Here is a 17128-nt window from a genome sequence, read left to right on the forward strand (position 1 = left end):
GTAGCAATAATTACTTCTTGCAATATAATAGCTATAATTATATACTACTATTAGTACCTAGTCTTAATTTTCTTGGACGGTGTATAAAAAATGAAAAGAAATAAAAAGCAACGACAATCATTGTTAGTAGAAACGATAAAAGAGAACCCATTCATTACGGATGAAGATTTAGCCGATAAGTTTTCTGTCAGTGTGCAGACGATTAGGCTTGATCGGTTAGAGCTCTCAATACCTGAATTGAGAGAAAGAATAAAAACAGTCGCTGAAAAAAATTTTGAGGACGAGGTTGTCGCGCTGCCTATTGAGGAAGTAATAGGGGAAATCATTGATATTGAGTTAGATAATGTAGCCATTTCTATATTCGATGTCAAAGAGGAGCACGTTTTTAAACGAAATCAAATTGCGCGTGGACATCACTTATTTGCTCAAGCAAACTCTTTAGCGGTCGCGGTTATTAATGATGACCTTGCCTTAACAGCGAAAGCAAATATTCACTTTACTCGCTCGGTAAAGCAAGGGGAACGAGTAGTATGTAAAGCGAAAGTGATAAGTATCGATAACGATCGGACAAAGATAGAGGTTATAAGTACCGTACATAATGAATGTGTTTTTAAAGGTGAGTTTGATATGTATCGCTCGCATCAATAAAAATATTAAATGAGACTAAAGGATGAATAGATGTGAAAATTGCCATAGATGCAATGGGTGGTGACAATGCACCAGAGGAAATTGTTCATGGTGCTATGAAGGCTGCGTTAGACTTCAATGATATTGAAATTACTTTAGTAGGTAATGAAGATGAGATTAGAAAATATTTGACATCAAATGATGACAGAATTCAAGTGCTTCATACGAACGAAATGATTTTGGGCACTGATGAACCTGTTCGCGCTGTAAGAAGAAAAAAACAAGCATCAATGGTGTTAGCTGCACAACTTGTTGCAGATGGTAAGGCTGATGCTTGTATATCTGCAGGTAATACTGGAGCCTTAATGGCTGCTGGATTATTTGTAGTTGGTAGAATTGAAGGGATTGAAAGACCAGCGCTAGCCCCTACTTTGCCAACCATAGGAGGAGAAGGTTTCTTACTTTTAGATGTAGGAGCAAATGTCGATGCTAAACCTGAGCATTTAACGCAGTATGCCTTGATGGGGGCGATTTATGCAGAGAAGGTAAGAGGAGTTAAGAACCCTAGAGTTGGTTTGTTGAATATTGGTACAGAGGAGAAAAAAGGAAGCGAACTAACAAAGGATACTTTTACTAAATTGCAACAAGCTGATATCAATTTTATTGGAAATGTTGAAGCGCGTGATTTACTAAATGGCGTAGCAGATGTGGTAGTGACCGATGGTTTTACTGGCAATATGGTATTAAAGACCATTGAAGGGACAGCGATGAGTCTGTTTAAAATGTTGAAAACGGCAATGACAAGTAATCTGAAATCAAAACTAGCTGCAGCAGTATTAAAGCCTGATTTGAAAGAGTTGAAAGGAAAAATGGACTACTCTGAATATGGTGGAGCAGCATTATTTGGACTAAAGGCACCAGTTATTAAAGCACATGGATCGTCTGATCGCAATGCTTTGTACAGTGCTGTAAAGCAGACAAGAATTATGGTAGAGCATGAAGTAGCTGAAAAAGTGAAAGCGTCGCTTGAAATTCAATCATAATGGGAGGCGGATAATATGGGGAAAATTGCATTTGTTTTTCCAGGACAAGGTTCACAAACTGTTGGAATGGGGAAATCACTAGCTGATGAGAATGAGAACGTTTTAAAATTATTTAAACAAGCTGATGAACGTTTAGGATACTCTCTTTCACAACTTATTTTCGAAGGCCCACAAGAACAGTTGACGCAAACGATGAATGCTCAACCGGCATTGTTAACAACAAGTATCGCGGTTTTGGAAGCATTCAAACAATCTGGCATCACAGCAGATTATGTTGCTGGCCATAGTTTAGGAGAATATTCAGCACTTGTTGCAGCAGAAGCCATTTCTTTTACTGACGGTGTTTATGCTGTTCATAAACGTGGTGAATTTATGGAAGATGCTGTTCCTAATGGAGAAGGGACAATGGCTGCAGTTCTTGGTATGGAAAGAGAAGCACTGCAAGCTATTACCGATAAGATTACTGAATCAGGTCATTCTGTACAATTAGCCAATTTGAATTCACCTGGACAAATTGTCATTTCCGGTACAAAACAAGGTGTAGAACTAGCTGGCGTAGAAGCAAAAATGGCAGGTGCGAAAAGAGTATTACCATTAGAAGTAAGCGGTCCCTTCCATTCGCAACTAATGAGACCAGCAGCTGATCGTCTATTAAGCGTATTAGATGAAATCAAATTACAGGATGCAAGTGTGCCAGTGATTGCGAATGTTTCAGCAACGCCAATCACTGCGTCTGGAGAAATCAAAGAAAAGCTATTGCAACAATTATATTCACCTGTTCTTTGGGAGGATACTGTAAGGAAGTTACTTGCTTTAGGTGTAGATACTTTTATTGAAATTGGACCTGGAAAGGTTTTATCAGGCCTTATCAAAAAGGTAGACCGTAATGTTCAACTTTTTGCTATCTCTGATAGTAAGTCCATTGAGTCAACTATCGAAGCCATAAAGGAGGCTGCAAAATGAAGTTATCAAATAAAATTGCAATTGTAACCGGTGCTTCTAGAGGGATTGGTAGGGAAATAGCTTTAGAGCTTGCCAGAGATGGGGCAAAAGTAGCTGTCAATTATGCAGGTAGTGAGGCGAGAGCCAATGAAGTAGTTGATGAAATTAAATCATTAGGGTCAGAAGCATTTGCAATTCAATGTGATGTTTCTAATAGTGAATCAGTTACAAATATGATTAAAACGGTCATCGAACATTTTGGCCGTATTGATATTCTAGTGAATAATGCAGGCATTACAAAGGATAACCTATTGATGAGAATGAAGGAAGATGAATGGGACGCTGTCATCAATACCAATCTTAAGGGAGTATTTCTGTGCACGAAGGCTGTAACTAGACAAATGATGAAGCAGCGGAGCGGACGCATTATTAATATTTCCTCTATTGTTGGAACAACAGGAAATCCAGGCCAAGCAAATTACGTAGCTGCTAAATCTGGTGTCATCGGCTTAACTAAAACAACAGCCAAAGAATTAGCATCGAGAGGCATTACGGTTAATGCGATTGCACCTGGGTTTATTACGACAGAAATGACCGATGAATTAAATGCAGAAATTAAAGAGCAAATGCTTGCTAATATTCCACTGGCAACATTCGGAGAGCCAAAAGATATTGCAAAAGTAGTTAACTTCCTTGCTTCTGAAGATAGTAAGTATATGACTGGTCAAACTTTGCATGTTGATGGTGGTATGTATATGTAAACAGTAAGTCCTTTTTTAAAGGGTTTACATATAAATGAAAGATTTAAGATTACGTGATTGTTGCATTTACTAAAAACATCTTTCGTATTTATTAACTTTCATCTATAATATCTTGAGGGGAGGTGAACAAGCATGGCAGAAGTATTAGAACGTGTAACAAAAATCGTTGTTGATCGTCTTGGTGTTGATGAAGCAGAAGTAAAAGAAGAAGCGTCTTTCAAAGATGATCTTGGTGCTGATTCCCTAGATGTAGTTGAACTAGTAATGGAATTAGAAGATGAGTTTGATATGGAAATCTCTGACGATGATGCTGAAAAAATTGTAACAGTGGGTGACGCTGTAAATTACATAAAAGCAAAAAACTAATCGTTAGATAAGTATGAGTGAGGGATATCCCTCACTCAATCTTTCTATATAAATAGCAGTTAATGAGCCAGATGTCACTTTTGTGCTTATTGTCCGCCGTGACTTGAGTTAATCAGGTAGTGACGGACAGTAAGTACATCCAGATTTATCCTCATTAGCGCTTTAAACTTGGTTAAGAATTCTTTCTGCCAAGTTTCTTTGTGTTTTTATGTAAAATTGCTTAAACTAAGAGAGAATGATGTATATAAAAAGATAAGATTTGTCATCAGTAATAAACCACGTCTAATAATGTAGACAAATATGTGTGGTTATCACCATTTAGGATAAATTTATTTAAGGTACAAGGTGGCTGTTAAAATGCGTAATTACAAAGAAAAAGAGAAAAGAAAACGTGCGGATGAAAAGAAGTTTAAAGAATTACAACAGGTATTATCTATTGAATTTAAAAACGAAAAATTATTAAGACAAGCTTTTACTCATTCTTCATATGTGAATGAGCATCGAAGAAAGCCTCATGAAGATAATGAAAGACTCGAATTTTTAGGAGATGCGGTATTGGAATTAACAGTTTCCAAATTTCTCTATATTAAATATCCGATGATGAGTGAAGGTGAATTAACAAAATTAAGAGCAGCGGTCGTGTGTGAACCTTCCTTGGTTGAATTTGCTAATGAAAGAGATTTTGGCCAATATGTTTTACTAGGCAAAGGAGAGGAAATGACTGGGGGGAGAATGCGTCCGGCACTATTAGCTGATGTCTTTGAAGCCTTTATTGGAGCACTATATTTAGACCAAGGGATTGATGTTGTTGTTTGCTTCTTAGAAAAATATGTTTTTCCTAAGATAGACTCTGGCGCATTTTCTCATGTAATGGATTTTAAAAGCCAATTACAAGAATTAGTGCAGAGAGATTCAGCGGGAATGATTGAATATAAGATTCTGCAGGAAAAGGGACCGGCTCATAATCGTGAATTTGAGTCAACTGTTTATCTAAACGGTGAAGAGCTTGGAACTGGTACAGGTCGTTCAAAAAAACAAGCGGAACAACATGCAGCGCAAATGGCATTAGAAGTACTTAAAAACCATGTGAACTAAATCTTTATAAAGGTGAAAAGGAGATTTAGTAAGGGAGGAGCAGAATTTTGTTTTTAAAGCAACTCGATATCGTCGGTTTTAAATCTTTTGCTGAACGAGTAACAGTTGATTTCGTTACTGGTGTAACTGCAGTTGTTGGCCCTAATGGAAGTGGTAAAAGTAATATTACGGATGCCATCCGTTGGGTATTAGGTGAACAATCAGCTAAATCGTTACGTGGCGTGAAAATGGGTGATGTTATTTTTGCAGGTAGTGATACACGCAAACCATTAAACTATGCAGAAGTTACTTTAACGCTAGATAATCATGATCAATTTTTACCACTTGACTACAGTGAAGTTAGTGTAACAAGAAGGGTTTTTCGTTCGGGAGATAGTGAATATTTAATTAATAAACAACCTTGTAGATTAAAGGATATTGTTGAGTTATTTATGGATTCGGGGCTAGGGAGAGAAGCATTTTCGATCATAAGCCAAGGAAGAGTAGAGGAAATTCTTAATAGTAAGCCGGAAGAAAGAAGAACGATTTTTGAAGAGGCTGCAGGTGTTTTAAAATATAAAACACGTAAAAAGAAGGCGGAAGTCAAACTAAGTGAAACAAAAGATAATCTAAACAGGGTAAACGATATTCTTCACGAATTAGAAACCCAAGTTGAACCATTGAAGATGCAAGCTTCTATTGCTAAAGATTATTTACAGCAGAAAGAGGAGCTTGAACAGTTTGAAGTCGGTTTAACAGTTTATGAAATAGAGGATTTGCATAAAAAATGGGAACAGCACTCGAATGATTTTGATCAACAGCAACAGCAAGAAATAGCCCTTTCAGCAGAGGTACAAACGAAAGAAGCGAAAATTGCTGAAGTACGAGACCGCACAGTCGCATTGGATGAATCAGTTAATGAATTACAAGAAGTACTCCTCCATGCGAGTGAAGCATTAGAAAAACTTGAAGGTCGTAAAGAAGTGCTTAAGGAAAGAAAGAAAAATGCTTCGCAAAACAAAGAACAGTTACAAAAAAACAAAGAAGTATTAACCATGCGTGTAGAGGAACTTAAAAAGTTAAGACAAGAACAAGATCAAAAAACGCTTGCTTTAAAGTCTGAGGCCTCTACTTATGAAAAACAACTTTCCGAGAAGTTAGAACAGTTGAAGTTATATAGCGTTGATATTGATGAACAAATTGAGAACTTAAAAAGTGAGTATATTGATCTTTTAAATACTGAAGCAGCAGCAAAGAATGAACAGCAGATGTTGCAAAAACAACTTACGCAACAAGCAACGCGTGAAGAAAAGTTGATTGGTGATAATAGTCGATATATTGAGGAAAGAGAAGTATTGCTCGAACGTAAAGCGGCGTTATTGCATGATCATGAGGCAGTTAAGGCACAGTTAGACAACCATATACACCAATATAGGCAAAAGCAAAAAGAATATGAAATGTTGCAACAAACCTATGAAAAGGATGAAAAGAAATACTATCAAGCCATTCAATTTCTACAACAAGCACAGTCTAGAAAAGAAATGTTGGAAGAGTTGAAAGAAGATTATTCCGGGTTTTTCCAAGGTGTGAAAGAAGTACTGAAAGAAAGAAACAATCGCCTTACTGGTATTGAAGGAGCAGTGGCGGAGTTAATTGAAGTTCCTAAAGAATATCAAACTGCAATGGAAGTTGCGTTAGGCGCGGCAATGCAGCATATCGTTGTGCAGACAGAAGCTGATGGGCGAAAAGCCATTCAATATTTAAAGAGCCAATCCTATGGTAGAGCGACTTTCTTGCCACTTGATGTATTAAAAAAGAAAACATTGAATGAAGCGCAATTAAAAATTGTGAAAGAACACGAAGCGTACATAGGGACAGCTGCTTCTTTACTGCAATATGATGCTAAATATGCTCCTGCTATTGAAAGCTTACTAGGCAACGTAATAATTGCCAGTGATTTAAAAGGAGCTAATACGCTAGCCAAGCTATTAGGGTATCGCGTACGAATAGTCACACTCGATGGTGATATCGTTAATCCTGGTGGCTCAATGACAGGCGGAGCGGTTAAACAGAATAAATCATCGATATTAAGTAGAAAAAATGAGCTGGATGATTTGAATGATAAAATCACTCATATGGATCAGCAAACAAAAGAACTTGAGGCACGTGTGAAGAAAATGAAGCAACAGTTCAAAGATGCTGAGCATATATTAGAAACGCTTAAGCAAAAGGGAGAACAATTACGCGAAGAAGAGCAAAGCCGTCTTGGTCTCCTTAAAGATATGGAGTATGAAGAGAAAAGAGTAAATGATCGCCTTTCTTTGTATGACCTGGATAAGGCACAATTTGTTGAAGAGAAAAGCCGCTTCGTCAATCGAGAAAACGAATTAACAGAAATACTGCGAAATTATGCTGAAGAAATTATCTCATTAGATAACCAAATTAAAGAATTAACGCAATTAAAGAATGTACAACAAACGTCAAAAGAAAGCTTACAAGAAGAGATAAACGAATTAAAGGTGCAATTTGCTTCTAAAAGTGAGCAACTAAAATCTGCACAAGATCGTTTGCGTTCAATCGTCTCAGAAAAAGCAGACACAGAAGAGAAATTACAACTCGTTATAGATGACTTGCATTTATTATCATCAGAAATGACCAATAATTCCTCAGGAGAACAACATCTCGAAGAAGAAGCAATGAGAAAGCGTGAAGATAAGAATCAAACGATTGAACTAATCGCTAAACGCAGAGAAGAAAGATTTTCATTGCAAACAGTACTTGAAGATATCGAAGTGGAGTTAAAAGAGTTAAAACGTCTTCATAAAGGAAGAGTAGAAGGATTAAAAGATCTTGAAGTGAAAATTAATCGATTAGACGTAGAGTTAGAGACCCGTTTAACACATTTGCGTGAAGAATATATGCTCTCTTATGAAGCAGCGAAAGAGGCATTCCCACTAAGTATTGATGTGGAAGATGCACGCAAAAAGGTAAAGTTAATCAAATTAGCAATAGATGAACTTGGCACGGTTAATTTAGGTGCCATTGATGAATATGAACGTGTTTCAGAACGTTACGAGTTTTTATTAGAACAGCAGAACGATTTACTAGCTGCAAAAGACACGCTTTTCCAAGTCATAGATGAGATGGATGTGGAAATGAAAAGGAGATTTCAAGAAACATTTGAAGGAATTCGTTTCCACTTTGAATCTGTTTTTCAATCATTATTTGGTGGGGGACGTGCAGATCTTAAGTTTACAAATCCTGAGGACTTATTAAATACTGGTATTGATATCGTCGCGCAACCACCAGGTAAAAAGCTGCAAAATTTAGGGCTTTTATCTGGTGGAGAAAGAGCTTTAACTGCGATTGCGTTATTATTTTCTATATTAAAAGTCCGGCCTGTCCCATTTTGTATATTAGATGAAGTAGAGGCAGCCTTAGATGAAGCTAATGTGCACCGCTATGCGAAGTACTTAAGAAACTATAGCCATGAAACACAGTTCATTGTGATTACTCACAGAAAAGGAACAATGGAGGAAGCGGATGTATTGTATGGTGTTACGATGCAAGAATCCGGCGTTTCAAAAATGGTATCTGTAAGGCTTGAAGAAACAAAAGAGATGGCGATGAGCTAACATAATGATAAGTCCCATTAGTAATTAGTTAGTGGGGCTTATCCTCATACATATTAATAGTAATTATTAGCAGATTGGAGTTATGAAAATGAGTTTTTTTAAGAGGTTGAAAGAAAAAATCACTTTACAAACGGATACTGTTACAGAGAAATTTAAAGACGGGTTATCAAAGACAAGAGATAATTTCTCTGGCAAAGTTAATGATTTAGTTGCAAGATATCGTAAAGTGGATGAAGATTTCTTCGAAGAATTAGAAGAAATTCTTATCCAAGCAGATGTTGGTTTTGATACTGTCATGACATTAGTAGAAGAATTAAAGATGGAAGTGAAAAGAAAAAATATTCAAGATCCGAAAGAGGTCCATGCAGTTATTTCTGAAAAATTAATTGATATTTATGAAAGAGCAGGCGAATCTTCTGCAGATTTAAATATTCAAGACGATGGTCTAACAGTTATGTTGTTTGTCGGCGTCAATGGTGTGGGGAAAACAACGACAATAGGAAAACTTGCTCATAAGCTAAAAGGGGAAGGAAAAAAGGTCATGTTAGCCGCAGGAGATACGTTCCGTGCTGGGGCGATTGAACAGCTTGAAGTATGGGGCGAAAGAGTCGGGGTTGAAGTAATTAAACAAGGGGCAGGATCTGACCCTGCTGCAGTGATGTTTGATGCTGTACAGGCAGCAAAGTCAAGAAAAGCAGATGTACTTATTTGTGATACAGCTGGTCGCCTGCAAAACAAAGTGAATTTAATGAAAGAACTTGAAAAAGTAAAACGTGTCATTGAACGAGAAGTACCAGGTGCACCTCATGAAGTTCTGTTAGCTTTAGATGCGACAACTGGGCAAAACGCAATGGTTCAAGCGAAAACGTTTAAAGAAGCGACAAATGTAACAGGTATTGTTTTAACGAAATTAGACGGAACAGCTAAAGGCGGCATCGTCTTGGCCATTCGAAATGAGTTGGAAATCCCAGTGAAATTAGTTGGTTTAGGTGAGAAAATGGATGATTTACAAACATTCAATGCAGAACAATATGTGTATGGATTATTTGCCGAAATGGTTGAAGCAGAAGAATAAGAATAAGAACAAAGCTCATTGCTGAAGAATGCAATGAGCTTTACTTAATGAAATCGGTTATTTTAAAATGACGGAAGCTTGGCTCACTAATATAGCTTATATATAAGTTGACACACTATAAAAGTCAGTCTATGCTTGACAATTCAGTGTGTGATAGGTAAACTTTACATTGTAAAGGCTTTTCACTTAACAAGGGGGTTTAGAGATGCTTGAAAAAACAACGAGAATGAATTATTTGTATGATTTCTATCAATCGTTGTTAACACCAAAACAAAGCAGCTATATGTCCCTTTATTATCTTGATGACTACTCCTTAGGTGAAATTGCAGAAGAGTATCACGTGAGCCGTCAGGCAGTTTATGATAACATAAAGCGTACAGAAGCGATGCTTGAGGAATACGAAGAGAAGTTATTATTGTTTCATAAATTTCAAGAGCGCGCTAAAATTATTGCAAAATTAAAGAGTAATTTTCAACCAGAAAGCTTAAAAGAACAATATGAAGCCTTGCTGGAAGAGCTTGAGAAATTAGATTAGGAGGCGGCGTGCATGGCATTTGAAGGTTTAGCCGACCGACTGCAGAATACAATTCAAAAAATCCGTGGAAAAGGAAAAGTAAGTGAAGCGGATGTAAAGGAAATGATGCGTGAAGTTCGCTTAGCATTACTTGAAGCCGATGTTAACTTTAAAGTAGTTAAACAATTCGTTAAAAAGGTAAGCGAACGTGCTGTCGGACAAGATGTAATGAAAAGTCTGACTCCAGGACAACAAGTCATCAAAATTGTTAAAGAAGAATTAACAGAGCTTATGGGCGGCGAACAAAGTAAAATCGCTGTTAGCAATCGTCCACCAACTGTTATTATGATGGTTGGGTTACAAGGGGCAGGTAAGACGACAACGACAGGAAAGCTTGCAAACTTATTAAGGAAGAAATATAACCGTAATCCAATGTTAGTGGCAGCTGATATTTATCGACCAGCGGCTATTAAGCAATTGGAGACATTGGGTAAGCAAATTAATATGCCTGTGTTTTCCTTAGGAGATCAAGTTAGTCCTGTTGAAATTGCCAAACAAGCCATTGCTAAAGCGAAGGAAGACCATCATGATTATGTGCTAATCGATACAGCTGGTCGTTTACATGTGGATGAAACCCTGATGACTGAGCTTAAAGATGTAAAGGACTTGACAAATCCAGACGAAATCTTCCTTGTAGTTGATGCAATGACGGGACAAGATGCTGTTAATGTAGCGTCTAGTTTTAACGAACAGCTCGGGCTCACTGGTGTGGTATTAACTAAATTAGATGGTGATACCCGTGGTGGAGCAGCACTATCTATTCGCTCAGTCACGGAAACACCGATTAAATTTATTGGACTTGGTGAGAAGTTAGATGCAATTGAAGCTTTTCATCCAGAGAGAATGGCCCAAAGAATTTTAGGTATGGGTGACGTGCTTTCACTTATTGAAAAGGCGCAAGCTAATGTAGATGAGGAAAAAGCGAAAGAGCTAGAAAAGAAAATGCGTACAGCTTCGTTCACGCTTGATGATTTTCTAGAGCAACTTGGTCAAGTGAAGACGATGGGGCCACTTGATGAATTATTAAAGATGATGCCTGGTGCAAACAAGGTAAAAGGGCTGAATAACTTAAAAATTGATGATAAACAAATTGCCCATGTTGAAGCCATTATTCAATCAATGACACAAGAAGAAAAAAGTCAGCCTGAGATCATTAATGCAGGTAGAAGAAAACGAATTGCAAAAGGTAGTGGGCGAACGGTCCCTGAGGTCAATCGCTTACTGAAGCAGTTTGAAGAAATGAAAAAAATGATGAAACAGATGTCAGGAATGCAACAAAAAGGGAAGAAAAAGGGCGGTTTAAAGCTTCCTTTTAACCCTTTTTAATAAAAAAATACTATGTAAAGAAAAAAACCTTTACAAACCAGGGTAGTATCTGATAATATACTATCTTGTGTGAAACTATTCGGAGGTGCTTTAAAAATGGCAGTAAAAATTCGTTTAAAACGTATGGGAGCTAAAAAATCTCCTTTCTATCGTATTGTAGTAGCTGATTCTCGTTCACCACGTGATGGACGTTTCATTGAAACAGTAGGAACTTATAATCCAGTTGCTCAACCAGCAAGTGTTGATATCAATGAAGAACTAGCGCTTAAATGGTTACAAGATGGTGCTAAACCGTCTGATACGGTTCGTAACTTATTCTCAAATGCTGGTATTATGGAAAAATTCCATAATGCAAAGCATGCAAAATAAGTGATTAACTTATGATCAAGGACCTTATCGAGACAATTGTGAAGCCCCTGGTTGATTTTCCTGAAGATATTCAAGTGAGTATTCGTGAAGAAAACCGAGCGGTGACCTATTTGCTTTCTGTCAACAAGAATGACATGGGGAAGGTAATTGGTAAGCAAGGGCGCATTGCAAAAGCGATAAGAACTGTTGTTTATGCAGCAGGTACTTCTCAAGAAAAAAAGATTTTCTTAGAAATTAAATAATCGATTCTATCGATATAGCTGAATAAACAAACATGAGAAAGGAGGGGATACCCTCCTTTTTTCACCATTAAACAAAATTTTCACATTCTATTATTGAATGGAGGCTGGTTGATCTTGCAAATTATTCAAACGGTTACTGTGAAACAAGTTTTAACTGAAACGAGTAAACAGGAATTATTAAATAACTATGAATGGAAAAAACAGCAACTACAAAAAGAATGTGATCAATTTAAGTTTGAAATGAGAAAGTGGGAGAAGAACCAAAAGGCCCAAAATGGCCATCTTCGCTCCTTTTTTGATAAAGAAATAGAATCAAGAAATGAAAAAATGAAATTACTTGATTTTCAAATAGAGCAATTACATATGCTTCCACTTGGAAGTGAATTAAAAGAAAAAGAAGTTCAATCGTTAATAACCATCGAAAAGGGAGATAATTGGGAAGAGATCGAAAAAGGAAAAACGATTATCATTAAAGATGGATTGGTTGACGATATCCGCTAGAGGTGAGTATGAAATGGAAACATGGTTTAATGTTGGTAAAATTGTAAATACCCATGGTGTTCGTGGTGAAGTTCGCGTCATTTCTCGAACAGATTTTACAGAAGAACGCTATTCACCAGGAAATAAATTGACCTTATTTATGCCTGATAATAAACAAGGGAGAGAATTAACAGTTTCATCCCACCGCAAACATAAGTCTTTTGATTTACTTACTTTTGAAGAGGTTGTCGGTATGCAAGAAGCTGAAAAGCTTAAAGGTGGCATTTTAAAGGTAAATGAATCGCAATTGAGTGCATTAGAAGAAGATGAGTTTTATTATCACGAAATCATTGGGTGTAAAGTCTACACGATGGATGGTGAAGAGCTTGGTGAAATTAAAGAAATTCTTTCACCAGGTGCGAATGATGTTTGGGTGATTAAAGGTAAGCAGAAAAAAGAAATCCTCATTCCTTATATTGCTGATGTCGTTAAGGAAGTAAATATCGCTGATCAGAAGATTATGATCGATTTGTTAGAAGGCCTATTATAATGAAAATAGATGTACTATCTCTATTTCCAGAAATGTTTGCAGGTGTATTCGGTCATTCTATCTTAAAAAAAGCAAGTGAAGCAGGAGCTGCATCTTATAATGTAGTGAACTTTAGGGAATATGCGGATAATAAGCATCAAACAGTCGATGACTATCCCTATGGTGGCGGAGCGGGTATGGTGTTAAAACCACAGCCGATTTTTGATGCTGTCAGTGATATAAAGAGTAAAAGTGATGCAAATCCTCGTGTTATTCTTCTATGTCCTCAAGGAGAAAGGTTTACACAGAAAAAGGCTGAAGAGCTTGCCGAAAGTGAGCATCTAATTTTTATATGTGGACATTATGAAGGTTATGATGAACGGATTCGTGAACATATTGTAACTGATGAAATTTCCATTGGTGATTATGTGTTAACAGGTGGAGAATTAGGAGCTATGGTTGTCATTGACAGTGTGGTGAGATTATTGCCTAATGTTTTAGGAAATCAAGAGTCACATATGAAAGATTCTTTTAGTACTGGGATGCTTGAACACCCTCATTATACGAGACCAGCTGATTTTCGAGGATTGAAAGTCCCGGACGTATTAACCTCAGGAAACCACCTTCATATTGAACAATGGCGACAGAGGGAATCGTTAAAGAGAACGTATCAACGACGTCCTGATTTACTTGAACAAATAGATTTGACTGATGAAGAAAGAAATTGGTTAGAAGAAATTAAAAAAGAACAGATTTAACATTGATGTTCTGCAGATGATATGGTATTATAATCTTTGTGACTTGGGCTTGTTAAAAGTCTTTTGTCTGATAACGATGTTCCGCTGTAACACAAATGGTTTGCATGAGCGTCTTGGGAGGAGTTGAAAACGATGCATAAATTAATTCAAGAAATCACTCAAGAACAACTTCGTTCGGATCTACCTGAATTCCGTCCTGGTGATACTGTACGTGTACACGTTAGTATCGTAGAGGGAACTCGTGAGCGTATCCAAGTATACGAAGGAGTTGTGATTAAGCGTCGTGGTGGTGGAATTAGCGAAACTTTCACAGTTCGTAAGATTTCTTACGGTGTAGGCGTAGAGCGTACATTCCCTGTACACACACCTAAAATTGCGAAGCTTGAAGTAATTCGTCGCGGTAAAGTCCGTCGTGCGAAACTTTACTACCTACGTAACCTACGTGGTAAAAAAGCTCGTATTAAAGAAATTCGATAATCGGTTTAACAAAAGGGATGTAAGTTCAACTTATGTTACCTTAGTTAAAATGAAGAAAGGAGAGCTTGTATTTTTACAAGCTCTTTTTCTATACATATTTCTCATTTCTGATATGATAATAACATACTTATAGGCTGTTTTTTCAGCATTGGTAGTGTTAAGAAGCAGTTTGATTCTACTAAATCAAACAATAGTTCATTGTATAGTTGCATCGTCTACTTCTTTTATGTATAAAATAAGAGTATGTCAATAATTGAGAGAATAAAACGCAGCTGTATAAGTGGCTATGCTTTTAAAAGAGAAAGAATGGTGGGGAAACGATGGCTAAGAAGAAAAGTGAATTATGGGAATGGACAAAGGCATTAGTTGTCGCCGTCTTGCTAGCAGCAATTATTAGATATTTTCTTTTTGCACCGATAGTGGTAGACGGATTATCGATGATGCCAACACTGCATGATCAAGACCGAATGATTGTCAATAAATTCAGTTATAAAATTGGAGAGCCTGATCGGTTCGATATCATTGTTTTTCATGCACCAGAAAATAAAGATTATATTAAAAGGGTCATTGGTTTACCTGGAGACAAAATTGAATATAAGGATGATACATTATACGTAAATGGGGAACCTTATGAGGAGCCATATCTTGACGAGTATAAGCAACAAGTAGCTGACGGTCCATTAACAGAGCCATTTACGCTAGAAGAGAAAATCGGCCAAGAAACAGTGCCTGAGGGCCATTTGTTTGTAATGGGTGATAATCGCCGCTTTAGTAAAGATAGCCGTCATATTGGCCCAGTTCCTATGGAAGATGTATTAGGAACTGCTGGAATTATTTATTGGCCGATTGAGGATATTAGATTAATTAAGTAGATTTGAATGAATGATAACATCTAAAACACAATATGGCGCTTAAGGTGATTGCATGATTTCTCTTAACTTAAAGGATGAGTTTATCCTTTTCCTTAAACAAGCGCCATGATTGTGTTTTTTTAGTACGTAGTAGGTAATTTAAATGTTTAATAAAGCGTAAGTTTGAAATGTGAATTTAAAGGTGATGATACGTAATGACAATACAATGGTTTCCAGGACATATGGCGAAAGCTAGACGAGAAGTAACAGAGAAGTTAAAATTAGTCGATATTATTTTTGAATTGATTGATGCAAGGATTCCTCTATCTTCACGCAATCCAATGATTGAACAGATTATTCAACAAAAGCCTAGATTAGTATTGCTTAATAAAGCAGATATGGCCGATCCTATCCTAACGAAACAGTGGATTGAATATTTTAAAAGCAAAGGATTAACCGCAATTAGTATTAATTCACAAGATGGTCAGGGTATGAAGGATATTACTCTAGCAGCCAAACAATTACTTCAAGAGAAATTCGACAAGCAAAAAGCAAAGGGAATAAGGCCGCGAGCCATTCGAGCGATGATAGTTGGCATACCTAATGCAGGTAAGTCAACCTTAATTAACCGCCTGGCGAAGAAGAATATCGCTAAAACAGGTAATAAGCCTGGTGTCACGAAGGCACAAAGTTGGATTAAAGTTGGAAAAGAGATGGAGCTACTTGACACGCCAGGGATTTTATGGCCGAAATTCGAAGATCAAGAAATTGGTTTAAAGCTTGCATTAACTGGTGCGATTAAAGATACGATCTTAAATCTACAAGATATTGCTGTTTATGCTCTGAGATTTATGACAGAACACTACCCAGAGAAGTTAGTTGAGAGGTATCAATTAAATGAGCTTCCTGAAGAAATCGTAGAACTATTTGATGAAATTGGCCAAAAAAGAGGCTGCTTAGTGAGCGGTGGTACAGTTGATTATGATAAGGTGACAGAGTTAATCATTAGAGAGTTCCGCTCAGAAAAATTTGGTCGCTTAACATTAGAAAGTCCGAAAGATATAATAGAAGAAGAGTAATGTGTTCATTGAATGGAAAGAAGAATGGAGTAAGTACATTATCCGAGTATAAAGGTCTTAATCATAGGCCTTTATTTTTTCGTCCATAAATGCAAATGTTTAAGAATTTGACCAATCTGTCGATGAAATAGGAGAGTGCAGATATGAAATCGATTAAAGAAATAGAGCAATTATTAAAGAATAGTGATAGAGAAGATGACTACATAAAAACATTAAGATTAGATGAAAGAAAAGGTGTGCAAAAAGCATTAGGACGCTGGGAAAAGCAAATAGAAAAACGAGAAGCCTTACTAGAGAAGTACGAGCTCATGCAAAAATACGAAAAGCTATTTAATAAGGAAGGTTATCGGATGATCGCCGGTATAGATGAGGTGGGGCGAGGACCGTTAGCTGGACCAGTTGTAGCAGCCGCCGTTATTTTACCTGAGAACATTCAGCTTCTAGGTATTGATGATTCAAAAAAACTCTCTGAAGAGAGACGTTTGTATTATTATGAAAGAATTATGGAGGAAGCAACTGCTGTTTCAACATGTATGATCGATCATCATGAAATTGATACAATGAATATTTTAGAGGCATCGAAAAAAGCGATGATACATGCGGTAAATAGTTTACATACTCAACCTGATTTTTTGCTTATTGATGCCGTTAAATTACCCACACCCTACCCGAGTGAATCAATTATAAAGGGCGATAGCAAAAGTATTAGTATTGCTGCTGCATCGGTTGTAGCAAAAGTAGAACGTGACAGGTTGATGAAAGATTATGATAAACAATTTCCTGACTATGGATTTGCAAAGAATATGGGCTACGGTACAAAGGAACATTTGCGTGCAATTGAAGAAAAAGGAATATCGCCCATTCATCGTCGTAGCTTTGCTCCAGTTAAAGACTATCTAATTGACAATAGAAGGTGATAA

Annotated in this window: 19 protein-coding genes; all 19 read left to right on the plus strand. The window is 36.9% G+C overall.

The genetic code is table 11. The annotated features are described in order from the left end of the window. Positions 1–90: 90 nt before the first annotated feature. The 19 genes from fapR (at position 91) to MHI57_RS01225 (ending at position 17125) form a co-directional block, all read left to right on the plus strand. Positions 91–648: a transcription factor FapR gene (gene fapR, locus MHI57_RS01135; protein WP_095369563.1), complete on the plus strand. Its 558-nt coding sequence runs from the start codon at positions 91–93 to the stop codon at positions 646–648. Between the two features lie 32 nt (positions 649–680). Then, positions 681–1670: a phosphate acyltransferase PlsX gene (plsX, locus tag MHI57_RS01140; RefSeq protein ID WP_095369562.1), complete on the plus strand. Its 990-nt coding sequence runs from the start codon at positions 681–683 to the stop codon at positions 1668–1670. 15 nt (positions 1671–1685) lie between these two features. After that, the gene (fabD, locus tag MHI57_RS01145) at positions 1686–2633 is read left to right on the plus strand and encodes an ACP S-malonyltransferase (RefSeq protein ID WP_095369561.1); all 948 of its coding nucleotides are present in this window, start codon (positions 1686–1688) and stop codon (positions 2631–2633) included. Further along, positions 2630–3373 (plus strand): 3-oxoacyl-[acyl-carrier-protein] reductase, encoded by a 744-nt coding sequence (gene fabG / locus MHI57_RS01150; protein ID WP_322909225.1) that lies wholly within the window; start codon positions 2630–2632, stop codon positions 3371–3373. Before fabD ends, fabG begins: the two co-directional genes overlap by 4 nt. 132 nt (positions 3374–3505) lie before the next feature. Next, positions 3506–3739, plus strand: coding sequence for an acyl carrier protein (locus tag MHI57_RS01155; protein ID WP_095369559.1), 234 nt, complete (start codon positions 3506–3508; stop codon positions 3737–3739). A gap of 357 nt (positions 3740–4096) precedes the next feature. Beyond that, positions 4097–4834, plus strand: a complete 738-nt coding sequence (rnc, locus tag MHI57_RS01160; protein WP_095369558.1) for a ribonuclease III — start codon at positions 4097–4099, stop codon at positions 4832–4834. A gap of 47 nt (positions 4835–4881) precedes the next feature. Further along, positions 4882–8448, plus strand: coding sequence for a chromosome segregation protein SMC (gene smc / locus MHI57_RS01165; protein ID WP_340974512.1), 3567 nt, complete (start codon positions 4882–4884; stop codon positions 8446–8448). An 88-nt stretch (positions 8449–8536) separates the two neighbouring features. Continuing rightward, a complete protein-coding gene (gene ftsY, locus MHI57_RS01170) occupies positions 8537–9523 on the plus strand; it encodes a signal recognition particle-docking protein FtsY (protein ID WP_340974514.1) in 987 nt (328 codons plus the stop codon). A gap of 205 nt (positions 9524–9728) precedes the next feature. Continuing rightward, positions 9729–10058 (plus strand): putative DNA-binding protein, encoded by a 330-nt coding sequence (locus tag MHI57_RS01175; RefSeq protein WP_095369555.1) that lies wholly within the window; start codon positions 9729–9731, stop codon positions 10056–10058. Between the two features lie 12 nt (positions 10059–10070). Beyond that, on the plus strand, positions 10071–11423 hold the full coding sequence (gene ffh / locus MHI57_RS01180; RefSeq protein WP_095369554.1) for a signal recognition particle protein: 1353 nt from the start codon (positions 10071–10073) through the stop codon (positions 11421–11423). Positions 11424–11519: 96 nt separating this feature from the next. After that, on the plus strand, positions 11520–11792 hold the full coding sequence (gene rpsP / locus MHI57_RS01185) for a 30S ribosomal protein S16 (protein ID WP_095369553.1): 273 nt from the start codon (positions 11520–11522) through the stop codon (positions 11790–11792). Positions 11793–11806: 14 nt separating this feature from the next. Beyond that, positions 11807–12034, plus strand: coding sequence for a KH domain-containing protein (locus MHI57_RS01190; RefSeq protein WP_095373476.1), 228 nt, complete (start codon positions 11807–11809; stop codon positions 12032–12034). Positions 12035–12148: 114 nt separating this feature from the next. Continuing rightward, the gene (locus MHI57_RS01195; protein WP_095369552.1) at positions 12149–12535 is read left to right on the plus strand and encodes a YlqD family protein; all 387 of its coding nucleotides are present in this window, start codon (positions 12149–12151) and stop codon (positions 12533–12535) included. A 13-nt stretch (positions 12536–12548) separates the two neighbouring features. Next, the gene (gene rimM / locus MHI57_RS01200) at positions 12549–13064 is read left to right on the plus strand and encodes a ribosome maturation factor RimM (protein ID WP_095369551.1); all 516 of its coding nucleotides are present in this window, start codon (positions 12549–12551) and stop codon (positions 13062–13064) included. Beyond that, complete coding sequence (gene trmD / locus MHI57_RS01205) at positions 13064–13801, plus strand: tRNA (guanosine(37)-N1)-methyltransferase TrmD (RefSeq protein WP_095369550.1); 738 nt, start codon at positions 13064–13066, stop codon at positions 13799–13801. The genes rimM and trmD overlap by 1 nt, the downstream gene beginning before the upstream one ends. Positions 13802–13933: 132 nt before the next feature. Continuing rightward, positions 13934–14278: a 50S ribosomal protein L19 gene (rplS, locus tag MHI57_RS01210; protein ID WP_095369549.1), complete on the plus strand. Its 345-nt coding sequence runs from the start codon at positions 13934–13936 to the stop codon at positions 14276–14278. 320 nt (positions 14279–14598) lie between these two features. Then, positions 14599–15150: a signal peptidase I gene (gene lepB, locus MHI57_RS01215; protein WP_095369548.1), complete on the plus strand. Its 552-nt coding sequence runs from the start codon at positions 14599–14601 to the stop codon at positions 15148–15150. A gap of 194 nt (positions 15151–15344) precedes the next feature. Continuing rightward, the gene (gene ylqF / locus MHI57_RS01220; protein ID WP_095369547.1) at positions 15345–16208 is read left to right on the plus strand and encodes a ribosome biogenesis GTPase YlqF; all 864 of its coding nucleotides are present in this window, start codon (positions 15345–15347) and stop codon (positions 16206–16208) included. A 143-nt stretch (positions 16209–16351) separates the two neighbouring features. Next, entirely contained in the window at positions 16352–17125 is a 774-nt protein-coding gene (locus MHI57_RS01225) for a ribonuclease HII (RefSeq protein WP_340974523.1), read from the plus strand. Positions 17126–17128: the final 3 nt, after the last annotated feature.

Origin of the sequence: Cytobacillus sp. FSL K6-0129 (genome assembly GCF_038007625.1) — a bacterium.
GTDB lineage: Bacteria > Bacillota > Bacilli > Bacillales > Cytobacillaceae > Cytobacillus > Cytobacillus kochii.

Excerpts from the sequence above, each read along its gene's own strand:
- fapR (WP_095369563.1), top strand. The coding sequence starts at position 91 with ATGAAAAGAAATAAAAAGCAACGACAATCATTGTTAGTAGAAACGATA.
- fabD (WP_095369561.1), top strand. The coding sequence starts at position 1,686 with ATGGGGAAAATTGCATTTGTTTTTCCAGGACAAGGTTCACAAACTGTT.
- fabG (WP_322909225.1), top strand. The coding sequence starts at position 2,630 with ATGAAGTTATCAAATAAAATTGCAATTGTAACCGGTGCTTCTAGAGGG.
- MHI57_RS01155 (WP_095369559.1), top strand. The coding sequence starts at position 3,506 with ATGGCAGAAGTATTAGAACGTGTAACAAAAATCGTTGTTGATCGTCTT.
- rnc (WP_095369558.1), top strand. The coding sequence starts at position 4,097 with ATGCGTAATTACAAAGAAAAAGAGAAAAGAAAACGTGCGGATGAAAAG.
- ftsY (WP_340974514.1), top strand. The coding sequence starts at position 8,537 with ATGAGTTTTTTTAAGAGGTTGAAAGAAAAAATCACTTTACAAACGGAT.
- MHI57_RS01175 (WP_095369555.1), top strand. The coding sequence starts at position 9,729 with ATGCTTGAAAAAACAACGAGAATGAATTATTTGTATGATTTCTATCAA.
- ffh (WP_095369554.1), top strand. The coding sequence starts at position 10,071 with ATGGCATTTGAAGGTTTAGCCGACCGACTGCAGAATACAATTCAAAAA.
- rpsP (WP_095369553.1), top strand. The coding sequence starts at position 11,520 with ATGGCAGTAAAAATTCGTTTAAAACGTATGGGAGCTAAAAAATCTCCT.
- rimM (WP_095369551.1), top strand. The coding sequence starts at position 12,549 with ATGGAAACATGGTTTAATGTTGGTAAAATTGTAAATACCCATGGTGTT.
- trmD (WP_095369550.1), top strand. The coding sequence starts at position 13,064 with ATGAAAATAGATGTACTATCTCTATTTCCAGAAATGTTTGCAGGTGTA.
- rplS (WP_095369549.1), top strand. The coding sequence starts at position 13,934 with ATGCATAAATTAATTCAAGAAATCACTCAAGAACAACTTCGTTCGGAT.
- lepB (WP_095369548.1), top strand. The coding sequence starts at position 14,599 with ATGGCTAAGAAGAAAAGTGAATTATGGGAATGGACAAAGGCATTAGTT.
- ylqF (WP_095369547.1), top strand. The coding sequence starts at position 15,345 with ATGACAATACAATGGTTTCCAGGACATATGGCGAAAGCTAGACGAGAA.
- MHI57_RS01225 (WP_340974523.1), top strand. The coding sequence starts at position 16,352 with ATGAAATCGATTAAAGAAATAGAGCAATTATTAAAGAATAGTGATAGA.